Genomic DNA, 13,037 nt, shown 5'->3' on the forward strand with positions numbered 1-13,037 from the left:
GGGCCGGCGGGCGGCTTTATTGCCCGGGCTTGGGCTGGTCCTGGTTGTAGATCGCGTACCAGCCGACGCCGTCGTTGTCCGTTCCCCCCGGCTTGTCGTTGCCGAACAGATAGAACGCGGTGGAGCCGTTGGGGGGAATCTTCAGCAGGCCCAGGAACTTGAGAGCGATATCGGTGAGCAGCAGCAGAAACCCGGTTTTCCCCTTCGACGCGCCGTCGACGTACAGCAGGCGAATCATCCCGACGGACAGCTTCATGACCGTCTGCAGGCTGATCAGCGGCGCACCGCCGACGGAGCCGGGCAGGCTCAGGCCGATCTGCGCAAGGTAGGTGTCGGCGTCCGGTTTGCCGCCGTCGTTGCCGACCCGGTCGTCCGCCGATGCGGTGCCGGGCGCCCAGGCCAGCAACAGGTCGCTGTTGAGGCCCACCTTGCCGGCCAGCGCGCCGGGGGTGCCCAGGTTCACGCGCAGCACCAGGCCGTTCCATGCGCCCGTGCCCAGTCCCGCCAGGCCGCCATCGGTGATGACGCTCAGGTAGCCCAGCTTGGAGGGCGGGTTGGCTGCGTCGCTGGTGATGAATTCCCTCACCGTGAGTGCGAAGTTGCGTACCAGGCTCTTGTCCCGAATGCGGCTGTTGCCCTGGTCGAAACCCAGCTGGCTCGAGACCAGGGCGATGCTGCCTTGTGCCGGATCGTTCAGGGGATGGCTCAGGCTCAGTCCCAGCTGGCGGAACGCCAGACCCTGGCGAGGCGTGTCTGATACGGTGTCCGAACCGAAGGAGAACACGTCGAAGGGCCGGTCGGGCTGGCCGGACTGGCCGGACTGACCGACGTCGGCGAAATTCATGTATCCCGTCATGCCGATCCAGGAAACGACCTGGCCGGTTTTCTCGCCGTCGTCCAGCGTGGACATCTGCGCGGTGTCGATTTCCACCCGGGGCAGCACCTTGCCACGCAGGCTGTAGATGCCCGTGTCGATCGACGACAGCGAATAGACCGGCGAGCCGCTGTTGTGCTGGTAGGCGCCCTTGAGCAGCAGGCTGTTGAAATTCTCGCCGTCTCGCGTCTGCCCGTCCGCGGCGTCCAGGACGGTCATCGACGTGACCTGATCGCTGAAGAGCGTATTGAGCGTGACCTGGGCCCAGCTCTCGAATGTCTTGACGGAAGTATTCTCGAACAGGGTTTTCAGGCTCAGCACCTTGAAATCCCAGTCGACGTTGGGCGGCGGCGCCACGGGACGCGGCGGTACCGCGCGGTCGTCGAAGGCCGGGTCCACGTAGTAGATCAGGCCGAACACGGAGCTCGACTTCTTGATGTCCACGTCGGTTCCGTCGACGGGTGAGATGTCGATGCCGAAGTGGTGCGCGTAGAACCGGTCGAGGTCGACGCCCTGGGTGATGCCGGCGAGCGCTTTCGGTACCTTGTCGATATCCGCCTTGAGCACCAGGATGCCGGTCCAGTTCTCGTCCCGGATGATCCGGTTGAAGTGCCGGAAGTAGTCGTTGTCCTGGGCCAGCGCGGCGTCGAAGTAATCTTCGATCCACTGGGCGAGTATGACCAGCTGCCCGCCGTCTCCCGGCGTTGCCGAGGCCGGATTGACGCCGGGCTGCAGGGACGAGGGCGACGAGAAGTCGCCCTTCTGGGTCCACTTGTTGGGCGATTGCACGAGGTCGACCAGCCGGCCCTTGGTGCCTTTGACGATGAGGATGTTGCGGTAGTCGTTGTATGCGTTGCCGCGCCCCACGGCGGCAGCCATGACCCAGTCCTCGACATTCATGCTGTTTTCGAAGCGTGCGGCTCCAGCCCCTTCCAACGCGCCGAACGGGCTGCCGTAGGCACCCAGGTTGGTGGGGTCGGCCGCCACCAGGAACAGGTCGCTGGTCTGAAAGGCCTGCTGCAGCAATGCGTCGGGTTGGAGAAAGCCCATGGTGCGTTCCACGGGCTCGAAATTCTTGCCGAGCGTGACGCTCTGCCATTGCCCGCTGGCCGAATCCACGCCGGCGATGACACCCGAAGGCGTCGTCAGGTTCGTGATGCCGATGTCCGCTGCGGCGGCTGCATCCGGAGCCGGGGGCGCGTCGAGCGCCCTGCGGGCACTGACATGCATCCGGGGCGGCGTGCTGCCGATGGTGACGCGCCGGGCCGGGGAAAGGATCTGCTGCTCGAACAGTTCCACCGCATCGGCCGACATCGAGATGTCGAAGGCGGACGGTTGCACGCCTGCGTAGGGGATCATCGGGAACGGCGCCGACGGCAGCGAGACCGCCGGATCCGCGGGATTCAGAACGGGGATGGGGTCGACCGCCGTTCCCTTGCCGAACAGGTTGGCGCCCTTGGGCTGGGCCGAGTAGGGAACGACGGGCTTGCCCCCGGCGGGCAGCACCGTCATCCACGCGGTGCGGAAGGGGCCATCCAGCAGCGGGGCGGCGGTGTCGACGGGGGGGCCGACGGGGGACGACTCGGGAATCGGGAAGACTGGCGCGCATGCATGGTTGCCGGGGAAAAAGCGCAGGCGAAAGCCGGGGAAAGCGTCGGTCTTCGGCAGGAATCCTATGTTTTCAACGCCGGCCAGCGAACACTGCAGGAAGTACATGGGGGCGTCGGGCGTTTCGGCGGCCATCTGCATGACGAAATCGCCACCGGGCGCGAAACTGAAATCCCTGACCCGTTGCTGGGTATCCACGCCCGGCGCCACGGTGAAGCGAGCTGCGTGTGCTTCGCTGTCGGCCTGCTGGACGGTGACCGGCAGCAGCTCGATGGTGTGACCGTAGTTGGTACGGAAACACGACACCAGGACCGCGTCGGCCGAAAAGTAGAACGCGCTCGCGGTGTGGTCCGGGTTGCAGGTGTTGTTCGGATCGCGCGGGTCCACGCGGACGTTGAAACCCAGCAGATCGGTGGGCCTGGGAAGTTCGCCCGACGCGAATGGCGCGTAGGTATCTTCGTACGCGAAGGTCGTGCCGGCGGTCGCGGGCGCGTAGTACTCGAACCCCCAGCCGAGCTTGTCGAGCATGCTGGAGCGCTGCAGCGACATGTCCGTTTGCAGGCGGCCGCGGTTGGCGCCCTGCAGGTCGATGACGGCGGCCCCGGTTGCCCGATACGTGGGGGCGGACGGCCCCGTCAGTTGGGTCGCGCCGCTGCTGTTGCTCAGCGTGAGCCGCGCCGTGTCGGCATTGAAATCGAGACGATCGCCGGAGGTTGCCACGAAGCTGAGCGCGTGACTGAACGGGACCGTCAGGTTGGAGACGAGGCTGCTGCCGTCGTCGCTGATGGGCATCTGCGGCGGCTTCAATGCGGGGATCGCCGCGAAATCGAATCGCCAGGCCTCGCCCGGCAGCCAGATGAAATTGCGGTTGGCGATGCTGGCATCGATGACTTTGTAGATGGCCTGAAGGAAGGCGTCCGCCGCGTTGCCGTCACCGAGGCCGGGGGGCTGCAGCGCGAAGACGAAGGAGGCGCCGAGCGCGGGGCTGGCGAGCGCCTCGTCGAAGCCGAGCGTCGGCGCCGGCGGTTCGACGCCCGCGGGCAGCACCAAGCCGAGCCAGCCGGCGTCACCGGCGGTGGAGGGCGCCTGATACAGGCGGGACTTGCCGATTTGCGTGAATGTAAGCATGCCTGTCATCTGCCCGAAACGGGCTGTACCTGGGTTCCGGTACAGCCTCTACCCGTTCTTGATGCCGCGCGGTCGTCCGCGGGGATCGCCTCAGACCGTGAAGGTGTAGGACGCTGCCAGCATGGTTTGTTTCGGTCCCATGAAATAACCGACCGAATAGGTGTGGCCGCGCAGCAGGCGGATGTTGCTGAAGCCCGTGGAGCCGGTCGATGAATTGGAGGTGATGCTGACCTTCTGTATCGGGTCGGCGCCGCTCAGGGGGACGGTGCCGCGTTCCCAGATGCCGACCCAGTTGTTGTTGGCGCCGGGAGGGTACCCGTCCAGGGTCGTGTAGTTGACCTGCACCGAGGTGGCGCCGGGAAAGGCCTGCACGGCGACGCTTGCCTGGTTGCCCTGAGCGAGGGCGATGTCGATCGCCTTCTGGATCTGCGCGGCGTCGCTGCCGCCGACGGCCGGGACGAACACGGAGGCGCAGACCTGGGTTTTATCGGGGCCGACGGCGTAGCCGATGATGTAGGACAGGGTGGTCACGCTCAGGTCCCGGAACGTGTCCGAGCCGTCCTGGGAATTGCTGGAGATGGATTGCTTGCCCTCCGGGGGGCTGTTCCACGGGACGGCGTTGCCTGCCTGCCAGATGAACAGGGTATTGCCGTATTCCGCCGGCTGGTTGCCCGGCATGGTGTTGTACGCGACGGGAATGGTGGTGCCCGTCGGACTACCGGCCAGCGTAATCACGGTCTGGTTGGTGGTTCCGGCCATGGTCATGCTCCTTTGATTTTGCGTGTCGCGGTTGCGTGGGAAAACGGCACCGCTCCGGTGCCGCCGTGGAAATATCGGGCTCCGTTCCGGTAGCGGGCGCGGCTGGCGCAGCAAGGCCGGCCGCTCGAAGCCCTTCCACACCGGGGCGTCGTCGGGACGGCTCGATCGGGGCGACCACGGCGCGGCTCCGATCTCGGGCGAGCCGGGCCTTGCGGGCGCACATCATCGCGCTCCAGCGCCGCACATGAATGCATCGCCGCTCACCGCATGATCAATAATGTTTGGATAACTTATTAAAGTATCGAACGCATTGACGATGTGAGCGTTCATGTCGGTAGCGTGAAGGAAATATGACTTGGGTTTCTGTTTGGCAAATCTTTACGCTTTACATTTCGAAAAACAAAATGCCGATTTGCTTTTTGCAAGGTTGCGAATAGGCCAGTGCTGCACTGCAACCATTTTGCTGCGATTGTTGCCTGCGAAAATCCGGTCGCGTCTTCCAGATCGGAAAGCGAGTCTCAATCCAAGCGTTCGTGTGCAAACAACCTTGCGACACATCAGGCGATGTGCGTCTGTGATACCCCGATAATGCGTATACCCTGCGGTTGCCCAAACTGCAGCAGGCGAATTCTTATTCGCTTTTTTCCCAACCACCGGATACCGGTCATTGATAACGTCAGCAGAATACTAGTACAAGAACGCTCGAATACAAAGGCAAACATATACGCCGCAACGAATCGAATGACGATGCGGTGAAGGGGGCAAACCGCACGCGGGCATTGATGTCGGCACTCACTGAGGGGGGACGTCGCTGCTTCGGACCGCACGGAGACGCGTCAGGCAATTCCGCGTCAGCGAGCGCGTTTTCCACGACACGATGGCCGTCAGGATGCGCATGGCGGCGTTTGCTTGATAATCGGACGCAACATGCAACCATCGCCACATCGGCATGGCTGCGCCGGGTTCCAATATCGATTTGGACTCCACATCACGCGTCGATCCCGACAACCCGCGCCAGCACCCGATCCAGCAACGCCTGCGCAAACGCATACGCCGGCGCTTCCGCCGCGAACAGGATCCGGTAGACCAGCGGCGCGATGACGTAATCCATCAGGGTCTGGCAAGCCGGCGGCGTCTCCCCGCGCGCAAGCGCCTGCTCGCGCATGCGGTCCAGCTGTTCCTCGATACAGCGCGCGCATTGCCCCGCATTGAGCGGATCGGCGCTGCTCAGCACGTCGCGCAGCAGCGCCCGGCCGACCTCGGACGACATCTCCTCGAGATACTGGGCCAGCCAGTTCTCCATGTCCTGTCGAAACGAACCCGTGTCCGGCGGGAGACTGTCGGGCAGGAGATTCTCGACGGCCACGTCGGAAAGCAGCTGCGGCAGGTCGCCCCAGCGCCGGTAGATGGTGGACGGCGTCACGCCGGCGCGCGCCGCAATGGCCGGCACGGTCAGGCCGTCCCGGCCATGTTCCTGCTGGAGGCCACGGACTGCGCGATGCACGGCTTCCTGCACACGCGCGCTGCGACCACCCGGCCTCAATCCCTTTCTCGTCGTCATGGTCGATTCAATTCCTTCATGCAACACATCAAGCAACGAACGTCACTAAAGCAAAATATTTGCATTTGTGCTCGATCATCGTTATCTTAAAGCACATTCTTTGCTTTAGTGAGCCGACTGGCCCATGTCGAACGTCACCCAAACCGAAGCACCCGCCGGAGCGGCGCCTGCTGCGACCGCTTCCGCGATGACGACCCACACGATTACGCTGGTGGGCTATCTGGCCGCGTCGAGCGTGCCGACGCCGCTCTATCGGCTCTATCAGGCGCAATGGCATTTCTCGCCGATGCTGCTGACGCTGATCTTCGGCGTGTATGCGCTGTCGCTGCTGTCCGCGCTGATCGTGGCGGGAGCGCTGTCCGATTATATCGGCCGGCGTCCGGTGATCAGCGCGGCGCTCATCCTCGAAATGGGGGCGATGGCGCTGTTTCTGGCGGCAGTCGGCCCGGGCTGGCTCATCGCCGCCCGGGTGCTGCAAGGCGTGGCGACAGGGCTCGCCACCGCGTCCGTGGGGGCGGCCCTGATCGACCTCGACCGGGAGCGGGGCGCGTTCACCAACGGGATGGCGCCGATGGGCGGCATGTCGCTCGGGGTGCTCGGCTCGACCGCGCTGGCCCAACTGGCGCCGGCGCCATTGCATCTCGTATTCGTCCTGCTGCTGGCGCTTTTCGCGTTTCAGCTGTTGCAGACGTGGCGCACGCCGGAAACGGCGGGCGGCCGGCCCGGCGCGCTGAAGTCGCTGCGGCCGAGCATTTCGGTGCCGCCGGCCGCCAGGGCCGAGCTGCTGGCGATCACGCCGATCAACATCGCGGTGTGGGCGCTCGGCGGTTTCTATCTGTCGTTGATGCCGTCGCTGATCGGCAAGGTGACCGGCGCGGCATCGGTCTGGTTCGGCGGGCTGAGCGTTGCGGCGCTGACGTTGAGCGGCGGAGCGGCCGTCCTGGTCGTGCGCGTGCGCAAGCCGCTGCCGGTGCTGATCGTCGGCGCGCTGGCGCTGCTCCTCGGCATTCCCTCGATCCTCGCGGGCGCCGATCTGGGCGTGACGGCGATCCTGCTGGTCGGCTCGGTGATCGCCGGGATCGGCTTCGGTGCGGGTTTTCTCGGCGCGGTGCGCAGCGTGATGCCGCTCGCGCAGCCGCACGAACGCGCGGGGCTGATGGCGGCCTTCTATGTCGAAAGCTATCTCGCGAACTGCCTGCCGGCGATTCTCGCGGGCTACATGACGCCGCGGCTCGGCTTGCTGAAGGTCGCCAATTTCTATGGCGGCGCATTGATGCTGCTGGTGCTGGCGGGACTGGTGCTCGCGATCGTGCGACATCGGAGCGATCGCCGCGTGGCGGGACAGGCCGCGCATTGAATGGGGGATTTCAGCGCCGCGCCGGCGGCGCCGGAATCGGGTTTCCGAACAATCGACGGAGAAGAAAGAGATGGATAAGGTCAATGCAGGGGGCTTCACGCAGGCCGCGTCGTCGGGCGACGCCGCGTTGCTCGGTCTCGGCGCGGCCGCGGCCGTCGCCGCGATGCAGCGCGGTGAATTCAGCGCGGAACGGTATGCGACGGCGCTCCTCGAGCAGGCGGACCGGTGGCGTGAGCTCAATGCGTTTCGCACGCTGGATCGCGATGCGGTGCTGCAGGCGGCCCGCGCGGCCGACGAACGGCGCAGGCGCGGCGGCGCGCTCGGCCGGCTCCATGGCTTGCCGGTTCCGGTGAAGGACAGCGTGAATACGCGCGCGCTGCCGACGTCGAACGGCACGCTGTCCCTGTCGGGCTTCCGGCCGTCCGCGGATGCCGGCGTGATCGGCCTGCTCGGCGAGGAGGGGGCGATCGTCATGGGCAAGACCAATCTGCACGAGCTGTCGTTCGGCTGGACCAGCAACAACGAAGCCTTCGGGGCGGTTCGCAATCCGTACGATCTCGCGCGCAGCCCGGGCGGCAGCAGCGGCGGCTCGGCCGCCGCCGTGTCGGCCCGGATGGCGCCGCTCGCGGTGGCCGAGGATACGTGGGGATCGATTCGCCTGCCGGCGTCCTTCTGCGGGATCGCGGGTTTTCGCCCGAGCCGCGGACGCTATCCGGACGACGGCATCATGCCGTTGAGCCGCAATTTCGATCAGGTTGGCCCGCTCGCCCGCTTCGTCGAGGATCTCGTGCTGTTCGACCAGATTGCCGCGCGCGATGCGCGTTCGATCGAGCCGCGCCCCGTGAACGAGATGCGCGTCGCCGTCCCGGCGGCGCTCTGGGCGGCGCTCGATCCCGAAGTCGAACGGGTCGCACGGGATGCGCTGGCGCGCCTGCGCGAAGCGGGCGTATCCATCGTGGAAATCGCCGGCTCGCTGAACGAGGTGGCGCGCGCGGCCGGCATCGTCGGAACGATCGTGGCCGCCGAACTGCGCGGCAGCGTCGCGGATTTCCTTCGGCGCCACGAAGCGGGGGTCGCTTTCGACGATCTGTACGCGACGCTCGGGTCGAATACGAAGAACCTGATGGATGCGATGGTCCTGCCGCCGCACACGCCCACGCGCGAAGCCTACGAGGCGGCGTTGCGCGAACGGAATGCGCTCGCGTCGAGCGTTGCCGCCGGCATGCGCGAGCATCGCGCGGACGTGCTGGCGTTTCCGGTTGCCATGGTGCGTGCGCCCCGGATCGGCGAGGAAACCGGCGTGACGATCGACGGCGGGCGCACGATCGACGCGTTCGACGCACTGGGCCGCAACGTCGGGCTCGGCAGTTGCGTCGGCATGGCGAGCATCGTGCTGCCCGCCGGACTCGCGGCCGACGGCATGCCGGTCGGGATCGAGTTCGCCGGGCTGCCGGGCGGAGACCGGGACGTGCTCGCGATCGGACTTTCGCTGGAACGGTTGCTCGGCGGCGTGGAGCCGCCTGCGTTTCGGGCCTGAGCGTCGGGTTCGGCGCGGAGCCGTCGCTGCCGGACCCATGCGTGAGCGCGATGCGCGCAGCGCGGTTACGGATCGAGCCGGTTCGCGTCGACCGCGCGGCGATTGTCCAGATGCGCGCGCAATTCAGCGAGCTGCCTGCGCACGTCGCGCCTCAATACGTCGCGCGACACGACGTCGATGGCGACGGAGGTGTCGAGGTAATCGCGCTTCATATGCAGCACGACCTCGTCGGTGAAGAATGCGCCGGCGATATAGCTGCCCCGTTCCTGGCCGACGTCGTGCCATCCCGGCGCGGCGTTAAGCCACGCGTCGAATGCCTGCTCGAGAGCGGCGATAGTCCCGTATGCACCGTGGATGTATCCGCGATTGCGCCAGGTCACGTGTGCGGAGAACTGCAGGTTGTCGACCGCGTTCTCCCATAGCCGGGCAATCAGGGCGCTCGGAATTGCGCGCAACGGGACGCGGATCACCAGGTTCTGTGATTCGGGCAGGAGGCGCTCGTGCTCGTCGCGAACGCGCGGGTCGAGCGCGCCGCATTCGACGAGCAGCGCGGTCATGTCGCGCCGAAGCGCAGCCACCTGGACCGTGGCGTCGACCACGACGCGATCGATCGAAGCGACGTCCGGCTGGTCGGCCAGCGTCAGCTTTGATTCGGCCGGCAACGAGGGCGGCGCGGTATCGTCCGCGGCGGATCTTGCCGCTTCGGTCGCCCGCGGCGCCTGCGGCTGCCTGAGCATGCGCAGCAGCACGTAGAGGATGACGACGCCGGCCAGCGCAGCAACCCAACCGTTCATGTTTGGCCCGTACAAATTTTGCGAATTCGCGAGAATATAAAGGCCGGCGACGGCTTTGGGAATGCGCGGCGAATGCCGCCGATCCAGCCGTCCTTCAATGGTCCCGACTTGCGATTGCGAACATGGCGCCCCCGCAGCCCCGCGTCACGCGGTCAGTGATCCGTAATGGCCGATCGACGCGCGGCGCCCGCTATCTTTCAAAAGTCTTTCGGTCGCGCCGATCGCCGCACGCCGTCACGCCCTTGTCACAAGCCCGCCGGGCCTGCTTCCCGCCGGAAGAAATTTCCGCTTCTTTCACAGTTCCCGACGTTCCGCTTCGTCAATGAATGCAAAATGAAAGCATTCTCTTGACGCCGGGCATTCACCCCATTTATTGTCCGTCTGCCGCCGCCGTGAGAGAGCATGGCCGGAAATCGCGGATGCCCGTCATTGGGGCACGACAACCCGCAGCAGAAGCAGAAAAGGAAACGTGGTAGCCACATGAAGCCGCTGTTCGATGACAAGAAATCCGACGCGGTCAGCGATCGTCCTTCCACCCCGTCTTCGTCTCCCGTCGTCACGTCGCCCGCAGCCGCCATGCCGCCGGCGGCCGACGCCGCGCGCCTGATCACCGTCGACGAGATCGACCAGCTCGGCGCGGCGCAGGGCGGCCGGATCGCCGCCTTCTCGCAGCAGATTCTCGCGAGCGTGCGCGCATCGGACGCCGACCAGTTCGGCGACAAGCTCAACGAACTGATTGCAACCGCGAAGGGGCTGGACCCGCGCGGCGCCGACAAGGGCGGGTTGCTCACGCAGGTCGCGCGGCTGTTCCGTTCGACGAAGGAAAAGCTGCTGTCGCAATACGAGTCGGTCAGCAAGCGGATGGATACGCTCGTCGTCGAGCTCGAGAGCCATGCGCAGCGGCAGAAGGCCGGCATCGACGAACTCGAGCGGATGTACAACGACAACTACGCGCTGCACCAGGAGATCGCGCAGGCGAAGACGCACGGCGAAGCGGCGCTCGCGACGCTGCGCGCGCATCTCGCGGCCGGCCAGCAGGCCGACGACGCGTTCGGCGCGCAGCGGCTGCTCGACGTGAAGCGCAAGGTCGACGCACTCGAAAGCAAGCTCGACGATCTCGACCGCGCGATGCTGATGTCGAAGCAGCTCGCGCCGCAGATCCGGATGGAGCAGGACCAGAAGCGCACGCTGACGTCGAAGTTCATGACGATCAAGACCGTGCTGATCCCCGCGTGGACCAACGCGTTCGCGCTCTACCTCGAACAGCTCGGCACGAAGCGCGCCGCGGCGCTCGCGAACGCGACCTACGACGCGGCCGACGAGGCGATCCGCGCGCAGGCGGACCTCAACCGCGCGAATGCGCAGGAGGTCGCGAAGCTCGCGCAGCGCCCGGTGATCTCGACCGACACGTTCGAATACGCGCAACAGCAGCTGTTCGGCGCGTTCGACGACGTCACGCAGATCATCGCCGAAGGCAGGCGGCAGCGCGAGCAGGACGCGCCGCGGCTGCGCCAGCTCGAACAGGACCTGATCACCCGATTCGCCCCGAAGCACAACTGAGGTTCACGCATGATTACGCTTGAGAAACGCGCGGCGAAGGTCGCGATCGTCCTCGAAAAACGCCAGATCCTGAAGCCGCCCGTGGTGCGCGTCGGCGCGGCGCTCGACATCTCGGGCTCCGCGAAGGCGCTGTACAAGTCGGGCGTGATCCAGGAGACGCACGACCGGATCCTCGGCATCGCGCTGAAGTTCGACGACAACGGCGAAGTCGACACGTGGACCTTCACCGAAGGATTCGACCGCCTGCCGACCGCGACGCCGGACAACTACGGCGCGTACATCACCGACTTCGTGCTGAACGGCGACATCGACAAGTGGGGCGGCACGCAGTACGCGCCGGTGATGCACGACATCGTCGACTTCTTCTTCCGCGCGCCGGAGCCGGCGCCCCGGCGCGAAGCCAAGCGCGGCTTCCTGAGCCGGCTGTTCGGCGGCGCCGACGACACGCCCGCGCCGCCGAGCGCGCCCGTGTCGGCGAACGGCCACCTGCCGGCCTGGGTGCTGTTCGTCACCGACGGCCAGAACCCGAAGAACGATCGCAAGCGCGTGCGCCAGCTGCTGGCCGAGTCGCAGCATTACCCGCTGTACTGGTCGCTCGTCGGCGTCGGCGACCCGAGCGAATTCGGCTTCCTCGAGGAAATCGCCGACGAAATGCCGAACGTCGGCTTCCTGCATCTCGAATCGCTCGACGTCTCCGACGAGCAGATCTACGAACAGCTGATCACGCAGGAATTCTGCGATTGGGTGCGCGCGAAGTAAGCGCGGGCCCGCACGGCATCCCTTTTTCGAACAGAGTCACATTCCCATCATGCTGAAAGATTTCAAGATCCCGCTGTCGCTCACGGTGCTGGCGCTCGTCGTCGCGTACTGGCTCGGCGGCGTCAAGGACATGCTCATCGTCGCCGTCCTGTGCGTGCTCGAAATTTCGCTGTCGCTCGACAACGCGGTCGTCAACGCATCCGTGCTCAAGAACTGGTCGGAGAAGTGGCGCAACCGCTTCATGGTGTTCGGCCTGCCGGTGGCCGTGTTCGGCATGCGGCTCGTGTTCCCGCTGTTGATCGTCGCGGTGATCGGCCGCATCGGCATGTGGGAGGCGCTGACGCTCGCGATCGACGCGCCGGACAAGTACGCGGCGATCCTGACGTCCGCGCATCACCAGGTGTCGGCGTTCGGCGGCGCGTTCCTGCTGATGGTGTTCTTCAAGTTCATGCTCGACACCGAGAAGGACGAGCACTGGATCGGCATCTTCGAAGGCCCGATGCGTCATCTTGGCCGGATCACGGCGCTCGAGGTCGCGCTGACGCTCGCGATCGTGATCATCGCGTCGCTGTACGTGCCGTCGGCCGAGCAGGTGAGCTTCCTGCTGGCGGGCGCGTTCGGCGTGATCAGCTTCGTGATCGCGCACGGCATCGGCGACCTGATCGGCGGCGAGGACACCGGCTCGCGCGTGGTGCGCGAAGGCGTCGCGGGCTTCATGTATCTCGAAGTGCTCGATTCGTCGTTCAGCTTCGACGGCGTGATCGGCGCGTTCGCGCTGTCGAACAACATTTTCCTGATCGCGCTCGGCCTCGGCGTCGGCGCGGCCTACATCCGGGAAATGACGCTCGTGCTGCTGAAGAAGGGCACGCTCGCGCAATACCGCTATCTGGAGCACGGCGCGTTCTGGGCGATCGGCGCGCTCGCGGCGATCATGTTCCTCGGCGTGAAGCTGGAGATCCCCGAGGTCGTGACGGGCCTGATCGGCGCGGCGACGATCGGCGCGGCCGTGTGGTCGTCGATCATCGTGCAACGCAAGGAAGAGCGCGCGGCGGCCGGCGGCAAGTGACGGCGCGCGGCACCTATTGACGAGAGGCTGCCGC

The 13,037-nt window shown here is 65.9% G+C and carries 9 protein-coding genes; 5 read left to right on the forward strand and 4 right to left on the reverse strand.

Annotated features, from left to right (window positions below; translation table 11 throughout):
- Nucleotides 1–16 precede the first annotated feature (16 nt).
- The 3 genes from HWX31_RS31485 to HWX31_RS31495 form a co-directional block, all read right to left on the reverse strand.
- Entirely contained in the window at nucleotides 17–3,610 is a 3,594-nt protein-coding gene (locus HWX31_RS31485; RefSeq protein ID WP_174965001.1) for a hypothetical protein, read from the reverse strand.
- A 90-nt stretch (nucleotides 3,611–3,700) separates the two neighbouring features.
- A complete protein-coding gene (locus tag HWX31_RS31490) occupies nucleotides 3,701–4,369 on the reverse strand; it encodes a hypothetical protein (protein WP_174965000.1) in 669 nt (222 codons plus the stop codon).
- A 988-nt stretch (nucleotides 4,370–5,357) separates the two neighbouring features.
- Nucleotides 5,358–5,930, reverse strand: a complete 573-nt coding sequence (locus HWX31_RS31495) for a TetR/AcrR family transcriptional regulator (RefSeq protein ID WP_174964999.1) — start codon at nucleotides 5,928–5,930, stop codon at nucleotides 5,358–5,360.
- Nucleotides 5,931–6,054: 124 nt separating this feature from the next.
- Here HWX31_RS31495 and HWX31_RS31500 point away from each other — a divergent pair, with 124 nt between their 5' ends.
- Together HWX31_RS31500 and HWX31_RS31505 are read left to right on the forward strand one after the other, a co-directional pair.
- Nucleotides 6,055–7,287 carry an MFS transporter gene (locus HWX31_RS31500; RefSeq protein WP_174964998.1) on the forward strand — a complete coding sequence of 411 codons (1,233 nt, stop codon included), beginning with the start codon at nucleotides 6,055–6,057 and terminating at the stop codon, nucleotides 7,285–7,287.
- Between the two features lie 70 nt (nucleotides 7,288–7,357).
- Nucleotides 7,358–8,824 (forward strand): amidase family protein, encoded by a 1,467-nt coding sequence (locus HWX31_RS31505; RefSeq protein ID WP_174964997.1) that lies wholly within the window; start codon nucleotides 7,358–7,360, stop codon nucleotides 8,822–8,824.
- A 65-nt stretch (nucleotides 8,825–8,889) separates the two neighbouring features.
- Here the strand turns inward: HWX31_RS31505 and HWX31_RS31510 are convergent, their stop codons facing one another.
- Nucleotides 8,890–9,618 (reverse strand): hypothetical protein, encoded by a 729-nt coding sequence (locus tag HWX31_RS31510; protein ID WP_174964996.1) that lies wholly within the window; start codon nucleotides 9,616–9,618, stop codon nucleotides 8,890–8,892.
- 480 nt (nucleotides 9,619–10,098) lie between these two features.
- Here HWX31_RS31510 and HWX31_RS31515 point away from each other — a divergent pair, with 480 nt between their 5' ends.
- From HWX31_RS31515 to HWX31_RS31525, 3 genes are read left to right on the forward strand one after another with little or no spacing between them, the layout of a single operon-like run.
- Nucleotides 10,099–11,178: a toxic anion resistance protein gene (locus HWX31_RS31515; protein WP_174964995.1), complete on the forward strand. Its 1,080-nt coding sequence runs from the start codon at nucleotides 10,099–10,101 to the stop codon at nucleotides 11,176–11,178.
- Between the two features lie 9 nt (nucleotides 11,179–11,187).
- Nucleotides 11,188–11,937, forward strand: coding sequence for a VWA domain-containing protein (locus HWX31_RS31520; protein ID WP_174964994.1), 750 nt, complete (start codon nucleotides 11,188–11,190; stop codon nucleotides 11,935–11,937).
- 49 nt (nucleotides 11,938–11,986) lie between these two features.
- Nucleotides 11,987–13,003, forward strand: coding sequence for a DUF475 domain-containing protein (locus HWX31_RS31525; protein ID WP_059618806.1), 1,017 nt, complete (start codon nucleotides 11,987–11,989; stop codon nucleotides 13,001–13,003).
- The last annotated feature ends 34 nt before the right edge of the window (nucleotides 13,004–13,037 follow it).

The sequence above is a fragment of the Burkholderia ubonensis genome (assembly GCF_902833085.1).
Lineage (GTDB): Bacteria > Pseudomonadota > Gammaproteobacteria > Burkholderiales > Burkholderiaceae > Burkholderia > Burkholderia ubonensis.